Source organism: Variovorax paradoxus (assembly GCA_016806145.1).
In the GTDB taxonomy this organism is placed as follows: domain Bacteria; phylum Pseudomonadota; class Gammaproteobacteria; order Burkholderiales; family Burkholderiaceae_C; genus Variovorax.
The window spans coordinates 5,209,522-5,225,635 of record CP063166.1 but is presented as its reverse complement, the minus strand read 5'-3'; the positions used below and the strand labels follow the sequence as shown (position 1 = coordinate 5,225,635).

The 16,114-nt window shown below is 68.6% G+C and carries 15 protein-coding genes; 5 read left to right on the top strand and 10 right to left on the bottom strand.

Annotation, left to right across the window (positions count from 1 at the left end):
* Positions 1-8: 8 nt before the first annotated feature.
* Complete coding sequence (locus INQ48_24275) at positions 9-965, bottom strand: LysR family transcriptional regulator (GenBank protein ID QRF56440.1); 957 nt, start codon at positions 963-965, stop codon at positions 9-11.
* 404 nt (positions 966-1,369) lie between these two features.
* Here INQ48_24275 and INQ48_24270 point away from each other — a divergent pair, with 404 nt between their 5' ends.
* From INQ48_24270 to INQ48_24255, 4 genes are all read left to right on the top strand, one after another.
* The gene (locus INQ48_24270; protein ID QRF56439.1) at positions 1,370-2,122 is read left to right on the top strand and encodes a hypothetical protein; all 753 of its coding nucleotides are present in this window, start codon (positions 1,370-1,372) and stop codon (positions 2,120-2,122) included.
* Positions 2,123-2,167: 45 nt separating this feature from the next.
* Positions 2,168-3,196: a TRAP transporter substrate-binding protein gene (locus INQ48_24265; GenBank protein ID QRF56438.1), complete on the top strand. Its 1,029-nt coding sequence runs from the start codon at positions 2,168-2,170 to the stop codon at positions 3,194-3,196.
* Between the two features lie 103 nt (positions 3,197-3,299).
* Entirely contained in the window at positions 3,300-3,818 is a 519-nt protein-coding gene (locus INQ48_24260) for a TRAP transporter small permease (protein QRF60870.1), read from the top strand.
* A complete protein-coding gene (locus tag INQ48_24255) occupies positions 3,815-5,095 on the top strand; it encodes a TRAP transporter large permease subunit (GenBank protein ID QRF56437.1) in 1,281 nt (426 codons plus the stop codon). The genes INQ48_24260 and INQ48_24255 overlap by 4 nt, the downstream gene beginning before the upstream one ends.
* A 121-nt stretch (positions 5,096-5,216) precedes the next feature.
* On the opposite strand, the gene INQ48_24250 is transcribed toward INQ48_24255, so the two are convergent.
* The 3 genes from INQ48_24250 to INQ48_24240 form a co-directional block, all read right to left on the bottom strand.
* A complete protein-coding gene (locus INQ48_24250) occupies positions 5,217-7,943 on the bottom strand; it encodes a PHP domain-containing protein (GenBank protein ID QRF56436.1) in 2,727 nt (908 codons plus the stop codon).
* Positions 7,944-8,092: 149 nt separating this feature from the next.
* On the bottom strand, positions 8,093-9,541 hold the full coding sequence (locus INQ48_24245; GenBank protein ID QRF56435.1) for a response regulator: 1,449 nt from the start codon (positions 9,539-9,541) through the stop codon (positions 8,093-8,095).
* 367 nt (positions 9,542-9,908) lie between these two features.
* On the bottom strand, positions 9,909-10,535 hold the full coding sequence (locus INQ48_24240; GenBank protein QRF56434.1) for a response regulator transcription factor: 627 nt from the start codon (positions 10,533-10,535) through the stop codon (positions 9,909-9,911).
* A 131-nt stretch (positions 10,536-10,666) separates the two neighbouring features.
* Here INQ48_24240 and INQ48_24235 point away from each other — a divergent pair, with 131 nt between their 5' ends.
* Positions 10,667-11,065 (top strand): hypothetical protein, encoded by a 399-nt coding sequence (locus tag INQ48_24235; protein ID QRF56433.1) that lies wholly within the window; start codon positions 10,667-10,669, stop codon positions 11,063-11,065.
* A 12-nt stretch (positions 11,066-11,077) separates the two neighbouring features.
* On the opposite strand, the gene INQ48_24230 is transcribed toward INQ48_24235, so the two are convergent.
* The 6 genes from INQ48_24230 to INQ48_24205 all read right to left on the bottom strand — a co-directional run bounded on the left by INQ48_24230 (position 11,078) and on the right by INQ48_24205 (position 16,091).
* A complete protein-coding gene (locus INQ48_24230) occupies positions 11,078-11,725 on the bottom strand; it encodes a hypothetical protein (GenBank protein QRF56432.1) in 648 nt (215 codons plus the stop codon).
* A gap of 48 nt (positions 11,726-11,773) precedes the next feature.
* On the bottom strand, positions 11,774-12,700 hold the full coding sequence (locus INQ48_24225; protein ID QRF56431.1) for a Ku protein: 927 nt from the start codon (positions 12,698-12,700) through the stop codon (positions 11,774-11,776).
* 34 nt (positions 12,701-12,734) lie between these two features.
* Positions 12,735-13,043, bottom strand: a complete 309-nt coding sequence (locus tag INQ48_24220; GenBank protein ID QRF56430.1) for a hypothetical protein — start codon at positions 13,041-13,043, stop codon at positions 12,735-12,737.
* A gap of 104 nt (positions 13,044-13,147) precedes the next feature.
* The gene (locus INQ48_24215; protein QRF56429.1) at positions 13,148-14,332 is read right to left on the bottom strand and encodes a GGDEF domain-containing protein; all 1,185 of its coding nucleotides are present in this window, start codon (positions 14,330-14,332) and stop codon (positions 13,148-13,150) included.
* 91 nt (positions 14,333-14,423) lie between these two features.
* Positions 14,424-15,239, bottom strand: a complete 816-nt coding sequence (locus INQ48_24210) for an SDR family NAD(P)-dependent oxidoreductase (protein QRF56428.1) — start codon at positions 15,237-15,239, stop codon at positions 14,424-14,426.
* Between the two features lie 45 nt (positions 15,240-15,284).
* On the bottom strand, positions 15,285-16,091 hold the full coding sequence (locus tag INQ48_24205; GenBank protein ID QRF56427.1) for an enoyl-CoA hydratase/isomerase family protein: 807 nt from the start codon (positions 16,089-16,091) through the stop codon (positions 15,285-15,287).
* Between the last annotated feature and the right edge of the window lie 23 nt (positions 16,092-16,114).

The window sequence follows — 16,114 nt, the reverse complement described above, 5'->3', positions numbered from 1 at the left end:
GTTGATGCTCAGGCCGAACTCGACCTCGGACGCCGCGAACGCCCGCCCTGTCCCTGCTTCGGAGAGCGTTGCCATGCACGCATGTAGGCGATCAGCGACTGGGAAAGATGGTCGGCGGCGAGCGACAGTCGGCGGGAGTAGCTGGCGACCAGCGTGGCGCGCGCGGATCGCAGCGGGGCGTCGGTCAGCGGAATCGCCACCACTTTTCCCGCGTCGATCAGGGGGGCGACGACGTCCCTTGGTTGCAATGTGATCAGCCCCGAATCCGCCACCAGCTGGCTCGCAAAAGAAAGCGAATTCGTCTCGATCGCGATGTTCAGCTTGAACTTGCCTTTCGAACTGACGCGATCGGCCAATTGGCGCAGACCGAAGGACCTGTCGGGCAACACAAGGGGAACGTCCGCAACCTGCGCGAGTGCACAACTGCGCAACCCGGCGGCGGGATGCCGGGCTGCGGCGATGACACACAGGGGTTGATCGATCTTCTGCAGCTCGATCAGATCGGGACGGGGCGAGGCACCGAACAGGATGCCCAGGTCGTACTTGTGTTCGGCGACGGCTTCGCCCACGGCATGCGATCCCATGAGATCGAGGGAAAAGCCGATGCCTGGGTGCGTGGCGATGAAGCTCGGCATGAAGCTGGACAGGAGGCCGTGCAGGATGCCTTCGACACACCCGACCCTGACATGGCCCTTGACCAGCGTCTCGTACTCGTGAATGCGGCCCTTCAGATCGGCCAGCTGGGTCTTGTTGTCCTGCGCGTAGCGAAGCAGCAGTTCTCCCGCGGCGGTCAGGGCCATGCCCCGCGCATGGCGCTCGAAGACGGGAACGCCCAGTTCGTCCTCCAACAACGCGATCTGGCGACTCACGGCACTCTGGGCCACGAAGAGCTTTTCCGCTGCCATGCGCACCGAGCCGAAGGCCGCGACCTCGTGAAAGTACCGAAGGGTTGTCGATTCGATCATGCGTGCACTCTACGTGAGGAAAAGGCCGAGAGGCGGGGCGGGCGCCAGGCAGGGGAGGGGTGGAGTACGGGCCCTTCTTGGTGGGCCAACGGGGAGGCAGGGGGCGCTGATTCGAGGCGCGAACGGTGAAGCACGGCCGATGCAAACACATCGCGGTCCGGCGCTATCGATGATCCAAATATTCGAACGCTGCCTTCGAAATTCGATGCCGTTCCCGCGCGCATCCGCTGCTAGATTTCGGTCGAATCCTTTCCCCGAAGGACGATGTCCCGATCGAATTCGCGAGGATGAAACAGGCATCGAGAAAGCAGCGCGACGCATCCCGTCGCCGGACGCCTTCCTGATGACGTTCCTGCCTCCCGTCCTTCTTTTCTCGCTCTCTCAGCCTCTCAAAAGGAAACGACGTGTCGGCAATTCCAATCTCCCTGCCCGGCGGCTATCGGTTCATTCCGGGGGTGGACCAATACTCGGCTGGCGTGGCTGCCGAGCCCGGATTTCGCATCGAACGCGTGCGGTTCCCGGAGCCGCTGCCGCTGAAGCAGGGCTTCCGGCGCATCAGGGAATTTCTCGAACATGCCTCGCGCCCGCTGGCTGCCTTCTGCGCCTGCGAACTGCGTTCCCCGGCCCCGTTCACCGAACACGGCTTTGTCGAGTTCAACAACCTCTACGTGGGAACCTTGAGGGAGTGGGGGCTTTTCATCGGGCACCTCAATCCGGTTGCGCGAAGCAACGTCTGCCCCGTGCTGTTCCCTCCGTCGGAGCCCTCGTTCCATGCCTTCAGCTATACCGTGCCCGACGCCACGGCGGCGGCTTCCTTCATCGTGGCGGGCAGCGCCGAAGCACCTGAAGGCAAGGGGCCCTATCGCGACCATGCCGTGTGCCTGGGCGACACCTCGCCGCCCGCCATCCTTCAAAAAGCCCGGTGGGTGCTCGACGAGATGGAGCGGCGTCTGGCATCGCTGGGCTTTACCTGGGCGAACACCACGGGCTCGCAGCTCTACACCGTGCACGACATTCATCCCTTCATCGCCGACGAAATCGTCAAGCGTGGTGCCGCGCGTCACGGGCTGACCTGGCACTACAACCGCCCGCCCGTGGTCGACCTCGAATACGAGATGGACTGCCGGAGCGTCGCCCATGAGCGCGTCGCGATCTGACGAGCCTGTGTGAACAACCATCCCAGCCCTCACCGAGACAACACCATGCCAAGAAAACTGCAGCATCGCCTGGCCGCTCTCTGTGTTGCCCTGTCGTCCCTGGGGATGGCCGGCGTCGCCGATGCCCAGAACATCCAGGAGCGCAACTTCAAGTTCGCCTTCGTCAATCAGAAAGAGCATCCGCAAGGCATGGGGGCTCAGCGCTTCGCGGAGATCGTGGAGAAGAAGAGCGGCGGCAAGATGAAGGTCAAGCTCTTTGCCTCGGGCGTGCTGGGGGGCGATGCCGCTGTCATTTCCTCGCTGCAAGGTGGCACCGTGGACCTGACCATGGCGATCCCGGGCCTGCTGTCGGGCATGGCCAAGGAGTTTTCGCTGTTCGACCTGCCCTTTCTCTTCAACAACGAGAAGGAGGCCGACGTGGTGCTCGACGGTCCGGTCGGCCGCAAGCTGCTGGACAAGCTGCCAGAGAAGGGCCTGATCGGCCTGACCTACTTCGAGCACGGCTTTCGCAACGTCACCAACTCGCGGCGGCCGGTGGCCCGCATGGAAGACCTGCAAGGCCTGAGGCTGCGCGTGATGCAGATCCCCGTGATGATCGATGCCTTCGGTGCGCTGGGCGCCAATCCGTCGCCACTGCCGCTGCCCGAGGTCTATACCGCGCTGGAGCAACGGGCCGTCGATGGCCAGGAAAATCCGTACTCGCTGGTGGAGGCCTCGAAGTACTACGAAGTCCAGAGGTACGGTTCCGACACGCGCCACGCGTTCAACCCCGTCGTGCTGCTGTTCAGCAAGAAGGTGTGGGACCGGCTGTCCGAGGACGAACGCATGATTCTGCGCGACGCCGCCAGGGAAACGCAGCCCTTCCAGCGCGCCGCCAACCGCGACGTGAATGCCAGGGCCGCCGAATTCCTGAAGAGCAAGGGGATGGTGCTGACCGAGTTTTCGGCGCAGGAGCGAGAACGCCTGCGCGACAAGCTCAAGCCGGTCACGGACAAGTACGTCAGGCAGATCGATCCGGCGCTGACGCAGGAACTTTTCTCCGAGCTTGGCAAGGTGCGCGGTGTCGCGAGGTAGCCGCTCGGGTACGTGTGCGGACCGTGCAGCCGGCTTCGCGGCGCGCTGCGTCGACGGCTATTGCCGGCTGCTGAGCAGCCTGATCGCCTTGTTTCTCGCAGTCATGGTGGTGCTTGTGTTCGGCAATGTGGTCTTGCGCTATGGGTTCAATTCGGGCATCACTGTGTCCGAAGAAGTGTCGCGCTGGCTGTTCGTCTGGCTCACCTTCCTGGGCGCAATCGTGGCACTGAAGGAGCATGCGCACCTGGGCACCGACATGCTGGTTTCGCGCCTTCCCCTGGCCGGCAAGAAGGCCTGCCTGTTCGCGGGCCACCTCCTCATGCTGTTCGTCGCCTGGTTGCTTTTCAAGGGGAGCCTGGAGCAGATCAGGATCAATTGGGACGTCGCGGCGCCGGTGACAGGGGCATCGGGTGCCATCTTCTATGCCTCCGGCCTGGTCTTTGCCGTCTCCGCAGCGGTGCTGGTCCTGCGCGACCTGTGTCTGGCCCTGGCGGGCCGGCTCGGCGAAGCGGACCTCGTGATGGTCAGGGAGTCCGAGGAGCAGGGCGAACTGGAGGCGTTGCGGGCCGAACTGGCGCGTGAGGACGCCCTGCGGGTCGACGCACCGCGGCAATTGCCATGACCATCGCCATCTTTCTCGGTGCGCTGTTGGGTGCGATGGCGCTGGGCATTCCCATTGCCTTTGCATTGCTTGCGACCGGCGTCGCATTGATGTGGCACCTGGAGCTCTTCGATGCGCAGATCCTGGCGCAAAACGTGATCAATGGCGCCGACAGTTTTCCGTTGCTCGCGATCCCGTTCTTCATGCTGGCGGGCGAAATCATGAACGTCGGTGGCCTGTCGCGCCGCATCGTCAACCTCGCGCTGACCCTGGTCGGCCCTGTGAAGGGCGGCCTGGGCTATGTGACGATCATGGCGGCCGTGCTGCTTTCCGCCCTGTCGGGTTCGGCAGTGGCCGATGCCGCCGCATTGACCGCGCTGCTGCTGCCGATGATGGTGCAGGCCGGCCATGACAAGGCGCGTTCAGGCGGCCTGATCGCGGCGTCGGGTGTGATCGGCCCCGTGATCCCGCCTTCGATCGGCTTCGTGATCTTCGGTGTGGCGGCCAATGTCTCCATCAGCAAGCTGTTCCTCGCGGGCATTGCGCCCGGCCTCATGCTCGGCGCGGCGCTGTGGTGCACCTGGTGGTGGCTGGGGCGGTATGAAAAGATCGCGACAGGGCCCAGGACATCGCGCGCGCAGGTGCTGAAGGCATTGCGCGAATCGACATGGGCGCTGATGCTGCCAGCCATCATCCTCGTCGGGCTGCGCCTGGGCGTATTCACCCCGACGGAGGCCGCGGTGGTCGCGGCGGTCTATGCGTTGTTCGTCTCCACCGTCGTCTACCGCGAGCTGAAGCTGCGCCAGCTTCACGCGATCTTCGTCATGGCCGCCAAGACCACTTCGGTGATCATGCTGCTCATTGCGGCGGCGATGGTTTCCGCGTGGCTCATCACGGTGGCCGAACTGCCGGGCAAGGTGATCGCGCTGCTCGAGCCCTTCATGGGCAACCCGACCCTGCTGCTGATGGCGATCATGGTGCTCGTGATGATCGTCGGCACGGCGATGGACATGACGCCCACCATCCTGATCCTGACGCCCGTGCTGATGCCTGTGGTCAAGGCGGCGGGCATCGACCCGGTCTACTTCGGGGTGCTGTTCATCATCAACAACGCCATCGGCCTGATCACCCCTCCCGTGGGGACCGTGCTGAACGTGGTGGCGGGCGTCGGGCGCATGCGAATGGACGACGTCACGCGGGGCGTGCTGCCTTTCATGGCGGCACAGTTGGCCGTGATGTTCCTGCTGGTCCTGTTCCCGGCGCTGGTCACCACGCCGGCGCGCTGGTTCTCGGACTGAAGATCTCGCCAGGTCTGCGCGGCAGTTCTTGTTTCATGGGCAGGAGGGCCCTCGGCCCGTGCGTCCGGCCCATGAAGAATGCCCCGCGAGCGGGGCATCTGCCTCCAGGCGGTCGGGCCGTCTACTTCGTGGCCAGCAGGAACACCTGCTGCGTCTGGTCCCGCTGCAGCCGCGTGGCGTTGCGCGTGCTCGCGAAGGCGATGACACCGCCCGAGGTCACGGGCCAGGTGTTGATGCCGGTGCCCTTCAGCAGCGTGCCGGTGTCCCAGCCCGCGGGCTTCTTGTAGACCGCGGTCATCACGCGCCAGCGCCAGTCGGCCGAGCGCGAGTCGAACCAGACCGCGCGCACCGAGCCGTCCTTGTCCACGCCCAGGCGCGGGCGCTGGCTCATGGTGGTCGGCTCCGCGGCCAGCACCGTGGGGGCCGAGAAGGTCGCGCCGCCGTCGGCCGACACGGCCGCGAGCACCGCGAGGTTCTTGCCGGCCGGTTCCTGCTCCTTGCTCTCCCAGGCCACGACCAGGTCGCCGTTGCCGCCGAAAACCACGTCGGGGTGGCGATCGGCGCGGTCGGTGGCGCCGAGGCTCACGGGCGTCTTCCAGGTGCCGGCGGCGTCGCGCACCGCGACCTGGATCTGCCAGTCGTCGGGGTTCGAGCCGTCGCCGTAGGCGGCGGCACCGGTCCACAGCGGATCCTGGTCGTTGCGGTTGTCCTGCCAGGCCACGGCGACCCGGCCGTCGGCCGCGACCGTCAGGTTCGGCAGCACCGAGGCCGGGTAGTGCGGCGAGCGCGTGTCGTCGAGCACGCCGGCGTCGACCGACTTGCCGGCGCGCGAGAGGTTGCGCGGCTGCGCGTCGGTGCCGACCTCCTGCACCATGATGTCGAAGGGCTGGTCGGCGCGGATCTCCTGCCAGGCCAGCACCGGCTTGCCGCTCGCGGCCACGGCGACGTCCGGATGCTCGGCGCGGCCCTCGAGCGAGCGCACGGTGTCGGTCGAGGCCCAGGTGGCACCGCCGTCGGCCGAATGGCGCAGGTTGATGACCGGGCGGTGCGGCACCTGCACCGCGTCTTCCTCCCACGCGACCCAGACGTCGTTGCCGCGCACGGCCACGCGCGGGAAGCGCGCCTGGCCCTTGCCGCTCAGCGTGCGGCCGGCATCGCTCCAGGCGCCCTTGGCATCGCGGCGGCGGTAGACCACGGTGCTGGTGGCGTCGCCGTGCATCTCGGTGACCACGTGCGTCACGCCGTCGGCGGTCACGATGTCGGGGAAGCCGGCGAAGTCGCCGCGCGCACCGGCGACGCGCAGGGCGCCGTCGGCCACGCTGTTTTCCTTCGGCACGGTGATCTCGGCCTTGGCCTCGACCGGGGCCGGCGAGACGAAGATCGGCGACACGGCGGCCTTGAGTTCCATCGCGGGCGCGGCCGGCGGAATCGGCACGTTGATGCCGCGCACCTCGACGCGGTACCAGTCGGGCTGCGAGCCGGCGGTGATGTCGACGGTGTAGGTCTCGTCGTCGCGGGTCGGCTTGAAGGTCTTCATCGGGCCGGCGCTCTTGCCGGGCATGCGGAACAGCAGCACGTCCATGCCGGCGGCACGCTGCACGCCGATGCGCAGATGGCCGGTGGTGCCCGCGGGCACGAAGACCTCGTCGCCGCTCATGGCGGTGTAGCCGCCGCCCTTGAGGTCCGTGGTCATCGAGACGCCGGGGCCGGTCGGGTTGATCGACAGGCTGGTGTAGCCCGCGCGCAGCGCCTCGAGGATGCCGCGCTCGTTGTAGCCCTTGGCCAGCACCTTGGTCACCGGCATGCCGGGGCTGTTGAGATAGGGCGCGCCCCAGTACTCGCGGAAGTGGTTGTCGCTGGCGCCGGCCACGCCGAAGCGGAAGCCCGCGTTCCAGCGGTTCTCGGCGTAGTCCATCTGCTTGTCGGGGCTCTTCGATCGGTTCCAGACCTCGACCAGGTTGACGCCCTGCACGTTGGCGTTCACGTTGGGCGTGCCGTCGGCATTCGTCTCGCCGTCGTCGGCATGCGCGACCGACCAGATGGCGCCCTGGGAATGCGCGTCCCAGATCGACTGCTGGACCAGCGCGAACTGCGCGCGGTCGGGATGCATGGCCCCCTGCTCGACCGAGTCCACGCCGCCGAGCGCGATGGCATGGGGCTTGCCGTTGGCTTCCTCGCCGCGGATCAGCAGCAGCGACGACGACTCCCACAGGGGGTCGTAGTGCTGGTCGTAGGTGCGGTGGTCGGTGAAGGGCACGAAGTCCAGGCCGGTGCGCCCGGCCTGGCCGATCTGGTCGGCCAGCGAGAGGTTGCCCTTGGCCTTGTCCTTGTTGAGCTGGCGCGGCGCGCTGCCGTCGTCGGAGTGGTCGTCGTGCACATGGGTGTCGCCCTTGAACCAGGTGCCGCTGGGCGCGGCGTTCGCGGCCAGCGAGAACTTCGCCACCACGTTGCGCGCCTGGTCCATCGTCAGTTCGCAGGCCTCGGTGCCTTCGCAGGCGCCCTGCCAGCCGTCGAAGACCGAGCCGCGCGCGGCGGTGGCGATGAGCTTGACGCTCGCGCCCTGGGCGTAGTCGGCGCTGCACTGAGTGTCGCAGGCGAGCGCGGTGTCGAGCGACTCCACGTCGCCGCTGCCGTTGCCCTGCACGCTCACGGCCGCTGCTTGGCGCGCGTTCGAGGTGTCGGGCGTGCCGGGCGTGCCGGTGCCATCGGCGCCGCCCGAACCCTGGCCGGCGGGTGGGGGAAGGAAAGCGAATCCGCTGCCGCCCGAGCCGCCCCCGCACGAGGCGAGAAAGACAGCGCAGGCCACCGCGAGGAAGCACTTGGAAAAAGACGGGGGCGTCGTGAACACCATGAACCTCTGGAAAAGAAGACGGCTTCCGCCATGCAGGGCTGCGCGGCCGGAAGGATTCCGTCGAAATGAAAACCAAAGGATGGTGTTTGTTCGTTACATCGACGTGAAAAATATTCAGTCTAATTTCTTCATAAGATAAATAAAGTTCAAAGCCGCGCCGCCGGCGCCAGCAGCGACGCGATCGTCGCGCGCAAGGTCTGCGCATCGACAGGCTTGTGCAGCAGCGGCCAGCGCGTGGCGCGTGCCTCGCGCAAGGCCTCGGACGAGGTCTCGCCCGTGATGAAGACCACCGGGAACTCGCCATGCAGCGCGCGCAGCCGCGCGACCAGCGCCGGCCCGTGCTCGTTGCCCCGCAGCCGCAGGTCCGCGATCAGCAGGTCGGGGCAGCCGCCGGCGTCGAACAGCGCCGCCGTGCCGGCGGCATCGAGGGCGGTGCGCACCTCGAGCTGCCAGGCCCGCAGCAGGGTCGTCATGCCGCGCACGATGTCGGGTTCGTCGTCGACCAGGTAGATCGTCGGTCGGGCGCCGGTCGCGGCCTCGAGCGCGGCGGCTGGCGGCGGCGGTGGCGTGGCCACGGCCACGGGCGGCGCTGTCTCGCGCACGCCGGGCATGCGCACCTCGAAGCGGCTGCCGGCACCGAGCCGCGAGCGCAGCGAGATGCGCGCGCCGATCAGCGTCACCAGCCGCTCGACGATCGCCAGCCCCAGGCCCACGCCCTGGCTGCGGTCGCGCCCCGCGTTGCCGAGCTGGTAGAACTCCTCGAAGACGCGGTCGTGCTCCGCAGGGGCGATGCCCCGGCCGCTGTCCTCCACCACCAGGATGGCGCACAGGCCGTCGTGCCGCAGCCGCACGCGCAGGCCGCCGCGCTCGGTGTACTTGATGGCGTTGTCGATCAGGTTGCGCGCGATGCGCAGCACCGCGGTGGGATCGCTCTCGAGCGTGACGGGCCGCAGCTCGCGCGTGAAGTACAGGCCCTTGGCCGCGGCGGCCGCCTCGAACTCGGCGCAGACGCTCGCGATCAGCGCGTCGAGCGCGAAACGCTGCCGCACCGGCACGTAGTGGCCCGAGGAGAGCTGCGACAGGTCGAGCAGCCCGTGCAGCAGCGCGCCGAGCGAACGTACCAGCTGGTCGATGTGCGTGGCCACCTCGTCCAGCGTGGCCGGCGTGGGGCTCGCGGCCAGGATCGCGCTGTAGACCGACAGCGCGTGCAGCGGCTGGCGCAGGTCGTGACTCGCGGCCGCGAGCACGCGCGTGCGCGCCAGCGCCGCGGCCTCCGCGCGCGTGACCGCGGCCTTGACCTCCTCGTTGCTGCGCTCGAGGTGGCGCACCATCTCGTCGCGTTCGCGCCGGATCGCCACCGAGCGCGTGAGCAGTTTCTCGTTCTCGTGGGATGCGAACAGAAGCACCAGGATGTAGGCAATGGTCATGAACGTGGTCGCAAGCAGGTGCTCCGGATGCATCAGTACCCACGAGATGGACGTGGGAACGAGGATGGCGCTCACATAGGCGCCCGCGACCAGGCGCGAGGAAATCGAGACCGCGGCCCCGATGGCGGGCATCGCGACCAGGATGAACATCAGGAATGTCTGATTCAACGCGCTCAGGTCAAGCTTGAAAAGAGGCAGCATCACGCCTGCCTCGGCACCCGCCAGGAACGCCAAGAAGAACTGCTGGCGCAACGCTTTGCGCGGATCGATGCGCGAGAGACGCCGCAGCAGGTGCCATGAGTGGGCCGCCCTTGCCGCCTCCATGCACATGACCGCTCCCGCCCAGAGCGCGAACTCGATCACGGGGACCTGAGGCAGAAGCACGAATGCAGATCCGACGACCATCAGCGCTTGCACGAGCGGCATGCGCAGAAGAACACGCGCATGCAGTTCGACGAACTCCCGCCGCAGCTCGTGCTCGAACGAGGCCTCGGCGGCAGGGGCGGGTGTCGCTGGCACGGGACCCCGCGGCGGCTCAGGACGGACGCGGCAGGTCCAGCAGGCCGAGCCGCCCCGCGGTGATCACGGCCTCGGTCCGGTTGTGGACGTCGAGCGCCTCGAACAGCCCGCGTATGTATTCCTTGACCGTGTACTCGGACAGCCGCAGCTCGCGCGCGATCGACTTGGTCGGCAGGGCCCGGGCCAGGCCGCGCAGCACGTCGAGCTCGCGCGGGCTCAGCGCCGGGCGCCGGGGGGCCACCGCGACGGTGCTCAGCACTTCATCGGGAAGATGGATCTGGCCCGCCAGCACCCGTTGCAGCGCCTGCGTCAGGGTCGCGGGCGGCATGCTCTTGGGCACGAAGCTCATGGCGCCGGCATCGATGCAGGCATGCACGGTCGCGAGGTCGCTGGTGGCCGAGACGATCACCACGGCGACATCGGGCGCGGCCGCCTTGAAGGCCGTGAGCGCATCGAGGCCGCGTTCGCGCGCGAGCGTGAGGTCGAGCAGGCAGACGGAGAGGTCGGGATGTTCGGCGGCGAGCGCGGTCGCCTCGCCGAGGGTGGCGGCCTCGTAGACGGCCGCGCGGCTCTCCATGCCGGCGAGCAGCAGGCGCAGTCCCGCACGGAACAGCGCGTGGTCGTCCACGACAAGAATCTTCATCTTGTGCCTCTCCCTGCGCAGGGCCGGTGCTGGCCGCGCGGCCGCGTTTTTACACCATCGAGGGGCTGGCGGTGCGTTGGCCCCTCGCATGAGGGGATGTGCGGCGGGGGCGGAAAAACTATCGTCGTCCGATGACGCTCAAGCGCCTTCATCAATTGCTGCGAGTGGCTTCGCACCTGCTGGACCAGGCGGCGGACGACGTCCACAAGACCCGGCTCCAACCCCTGTCCGACAACATCGAAAGAATAGGCCGCGCGCTGATCGAGGCGATGGAGGTGCAGCGGCAGATCCAGCTCCTGCAGCCCGAGCTCCGGCTCCGGACGCTGGCCGCGCCGCCGCGCGAGCGCGATGCCATCCTGCTGTTCGCGCGCTGCATGGCGGAAGCCATCGAGCTCGAGGAACGCGGCGAGACCCAGGCGGCGATCGCGACCTACGAATGGTTCATCGGCAATTCGCGCTCGCTCGCGCGGCGGGCGATCGCGAAGGCGCAGATACGGCGGCTGTCTTCGGCGTCGGAGCCGGCGCGCTGAGCGGCGCGAGGTTCAGTGCAGCGTGCCCGGGTGCTCGGCTTCCAGGCGCAGGCGTTCGGTCTGCTGCGCCAGCGCGACGGTCTCGGCGATCCCGCGCAGCGTGAGCCGCCCGGCCAGTTCGGCTTCGCCGGCCAGCACGTGTTGCAGCGCCTCCTGGCCCTTGGGGCCGGCCAGCCAGGTGGAGGCCGACGAGACCGATCCGCCGCCGAAGCGCACCTGCAGCGCCTTGCCCGCGGCGCGGCTGACGCGCATGAACGCCTCATGGTCGGTCGCGGCCGAGGCTTGGCGCACCACCAGGCAGAAGGCCTCGAGCTTGTCGGTCTCCACGCGCAGGCGGCGGGCCCTGGCTGCGCTCGGGGCCGCCGCACCGAGCAGCGCCGATGCCGCGGCTTCGCTGAACAGGCGGATCTCGCGCCCTTCCTCCCAGGCGGCGTCGCCGCGCGACAGCACCTCGACCCGCCGGCCCTGGGCCTGGGCCGCGCGCTCGGCGGCGGCGCGCGCTTCGTCGGCCTGGTCCGCGTGCCAGGCCAGCAGCGGCGCGTCCGCCGTGCCGTGCACCGCCCAGCGGCCCGCGGCATTGAGGCAGCGCGCGTGCGTGTCCGGCCGGTCCGAGGCTGGCGAGGTCGAGAGGGAAAGGAACAGGTAGGGGGTGGGCGGCATGGAGGGGTCTTTTCGGACGAGGGCCCGATTGTCCCCCCCTCGCGGCCCTCAGGCCGCCTTGCGCTCGTCCGACTTTCTCGTCGGCGCGGCCTTGGCGCGCGTGGTCTTCTTCGCCGCGGTCTTCCCCGCCTTGGGCGCCGCGCGCGAGCCCTTCTTCGCGGCGGCCCCCGCCTTCGCGCCCTTGAGGCTGCGCGTCAGCAGCTCGGTCAGGTCGATCACCTTCGCACCCTCGCGCGGTGCTTCCTCCTCGGGCTCGATCACGGTCTCGGTGTCGCCGGCCTTGACCTTCTTCTGCACGATCTTCATCACCGCGTGCTTGAACTCGTCCTGGAAGTCCTCGGGGTCCCAGGCGCCCGACATGTCCTTGACCAGCTGCTCGGCCATCTTCATCTCGGCCGGCGTGATCTTCGCGCTCTTCACGCCCTCGGGCGGCAGCTCCAGACCCTCGAGCGACTTCACCTCGTCGCCCCAGCGCATCAGGTTCAGCACCAGCGCCTTGCCCGAGGGCACGAGCACGGCCAGGTGCTGCTTGGTCGAGATCACCACCTTCGCGAGCCCGACCTTGCCGGTCTTCACGAGCACCTCGCGCAGCAGCGCGTAGACCTTCTGGCCCTTGTTGATCGGCGCCACGTAGTAGGGCCGTTCGAGGTAGACGAAGGGAATGTCGTTGGCGTCGATGAAACGCTCGATCTCGATGGTCTGCGTGGTGCGCGGAAAGGCGGCCTCGATCTCGGCCGGCGAGACGATCACGTACTTGCCGTCCTCGTACTCGATGCCCTTGACGATGTTGTCGCGGTCGATCTCGCGGCCGGTGCGCTTGTTGATGCGCTTGTAGCCCACCGGGTCCATGCTGCGCTTGTCGAGCCAGTCGAAGTCCACGCCCTGCTCGGTGCTCGCGGTGTGCAGGCCGACGGGGATGTGGACCAGGCCGAAGGTGATCGCGCCTTTCCAGATGGTTCGGGTGCCGGTGGCCATGGTGGGGGTCCTCGTGGTGGTGTGGAGTGAAGGCTCAGGAGGGCCGGCCGAATCCGAAGGCCGTGCCGCGGGGCGCCGGCCGGGGCGAGGTCTCGGCGCTGTCGTCGTCTTCGTCGTCGGCCCGGTTCTCGTCCCTCGGCCCCGCGTCGAGGTCCTCGACCTCTTGCTGCAGCCTCAACAGGCCGGCCGCCATCGCGCGCTGGTAGCTGTCGACGCCGCGGCGCGCGCGGGCGATCGTTTGCATGCGGTCGTCTTCGTCGAGCTCGCCCAGCACCCATTCGAAGCGGCCGTCATCGGGCGCCTCGACGAACACCGCCAGACGGCGAAGCGGGGGCCGGGACATGGCGACACGATGCCCAGGCGCGCATCGGCCGGGCGTAGGAAGCCGGCGGCTGATGACGTCGGAAGGAGGGCGTCGGAAGGAGGGCGCAGCCGATGCGGCCGCGCTCAGCCGGCCAGCACCACGCGGTCGCGCCCCAGCGACTTGGCGCGGTACAGCGCCTCGTCGGCCTGGCCGAGCATGTCGTCGATGTCGGCGCCCGGCTGCTGCGGCGCCACGCCGATGCTCACGGTGAAGGCGCCCACGGCGGCCAGCGGCGAGTCGGCGGGGAAGGCCTCGCCGGCGCTGGCCTTGACCCGCGCGGCCAGTTCGGTGGCCTCGGCGGGCGAGGCCTCGGGCAGCATCACGACGAACTCCTCGCCGCCGTAGCGTCCGAGCAGGCCGTTGTCGCCGATGGCGCGCTGCATGCGGCCGACGGCCTCGCGCAGCACGGCGTCGCCGGTCTGGTGGCCGAAGCGGTCGTTGATCGACTTGAAGTGGTCGACGTCGATCATCAGCAGCGCCATGCGCCGCGTCCTCGAGCCGCCGTCGCGCCCGGCCGCGGCCAACTGGGCCTGGCAGGCGTCGAGCAGCGCGCGCCGGTTGAGCACGCCGGTCAGCGGGTCATGGGTGGCGAGGAACTGGAACTCGGAGTGCATGCGGTCGGTCGCCATCAGGATGGCGGCGATCGACAGCAGCAGCACGGTGAAGGAATACATCGAGATGTAGATCGACTGCAGCACGGTGGCGTCGAGCAGGCCGACGCCGGCCATGCCCAGCAGCGCCGACACCAGCCGCGCGAAGGCCACCAGCGACTGCAGCAGCAGCAGGCCGATCATCAGCCGCATGCCGAAGACCACGCTGCCGCGATGACGGATGTAGAGCAGGGCGTGGCTCAGGAACAGGGCGGCCACCACCGCCGTGACGATCACCAGCCGGACCTCGTAGTCGGGCCTGAATTCGCTGAACCAGAACAGCGCGCAGGCCATCACCACGGTCAGGCCGTGCCAGCCGGCGGTGTCGCTGCGTCCGTACAGGAAGCGCTGGCTGCCGGCGTAGTAGAGGAGGCAGGCCTCGAACAGCACCACGTTCGCGACCACGATCGTGATGAAGTCCGGCAGCACGTCGCGCGCGGCGAACAGCAGGGTGCTGACGAAGGCCACCAGCGGCGCCCAGGCCCACTCGCGCAGGCCCTGGATGGTGGCCGGATAGCTGCGGCGCATGAAGAACACGACCACCGACATCACGACGCCCATCAGCCCCGCCAGCATGATGACGGAGCGGGGATCGAGGACGGAGGGCAGCGCAGCCATGGGACCGGATTCTGCATTGCCGCGCGAAGGCCGTGCCGCCCGGGGTCTGCGGGAGAACCCTGGGCGCCGCCCGATCTTCAGGAACGCGCGCTCAGAGCATCGCGAATCCGCCCGAGGCGCCCAGCGTCTGGCCGGTGACGAACAGCGCCCGGTCCGAGGCCAGGAAGGCCACCACGCCCGAGACGTCCTCGGGCCGCGAGAGCCGGCCCACGCCCTTGGCGATCGGATACACGTTGAGCATCTTCGGCAGCCGCTCGTCGTTCTCGACCGTGGCGTCCACGCGCAGCGGGCCGTCCTTGATGCCGGCGTGCGAGACCGCGCCCAGCGCGATCGAGTTGACGGTGATCGCGTGCCGGCCGTGCTCGCGCGCCAGCGCCTTGCCGAAGCCGGCGATCGCGGCCTTGGCGCCCGAGTACACCGCCATGTTGGCCTCGCCGATGCGCCCGGCCTCCGAGATGATGTTGACGATGCGCCCGCCCTTGCGCGCCACCATGCCCGGCAGCACGGTGCGGCAACAGTGCATGGTGCCGTAGACGTTGAGGTTGACGATCTTGGCCCAGTCCTCGATGGGCATGTCGAGGAAGGGCGGCGTGCGCCCGCCCTTCTCGCGCCGCTCGGGAATGATGCCGGCGTTGTTGACCAGCACGCTGACCGGCGCGTCGAAGTGCGCGGTGCCCTTGGCGACCATGGCCTCGACCTGGTCGGCGCGCGTGATGTCGGCCGGCGCCGCGATGGCCTGGCCGCCGGCGGCCGCGATCTCGGCCGCCACCGCTTCGGCGCGCTCGGCGAACAGGTCGTTGACGATGACGCGCGCGCCCTCGGCCGCGAGCTCGATGCAGATCTGGCGGCCGACGCCCTGGCCGCCGCCGGTGACCAGCGCGACCTGGCCTTCCAATCCGAGTTTCATGGGATGTGTTCCTTGGCTTGTGTGGATGGGGAATGGGGGAGGGGCTCAGTGCCCGGTGAACACCGGCTTGCGCTTCTCGACGAAGGCGCGCATGCCTTCCTTGCGGTCCTCGCTGTCGATGATCATGGCGGCCGCGTAGCGCTCGTACTCGAGGCCCGAGTCGAGGTCGGTCTGCATGCCGCGGTTGATGGCGCGCTTGGCGAAGCGCACCGCCAGCGGCGGATGCTCGGCGATGCGCTGGGCCAGTGCGAGCGCGGCGGGCATCAGCTCGGCTTGCGGCAGCACGCGGCTCACGATGCCGTAGCGCAGCGCGGTGTCGGCGTCGACCAGGTCGGCCGTGAGGATCAGCTCCTTGGCGCGCGCCTCGCCGATCAGCCGCGGCAGCCGCTGCGTGCCGCCGGCCGCGGGGATCACGCCGAGCTTGATCTCGGGCAGGCCGAAGCGCGCGGCCTGCGAGGCCAGGCGGATGTCGGCGCACAGCGCGATCTCGAGCCCGCCGCCGAGCGCCACGCCGTTGATGGCGGCGATCACCGGCTTCTCGAACTCCTCGATGTTGCGGAACAGGTCGTGCGTGGCCTTCTGCGCCACGAAGTAGTCGGTGCCAATGGTGGCGTTGCCGGCGCGCTCCTTGATGTCGGCGCCGGCGCAGAAGGCGCGCTCGCCGCTGCCGGTGACGAGCACGGCGCGCACGCGCTCGTCGGCGCGCGCGTACTCGAAGAAGGCGCGCGCTAGGTCGGGCTTCATCGAGCCGCCGAGCGTGTTCATGCGATCGGGCCGGTTCAGCGTGACCACGGCGACGTTGCCGCGCACTTCGTACAGCAGGGTTTCGAGGGCAGGGGTGTTCGGGTTCATGGGGAGCTTCTTCCTGTGTCGTC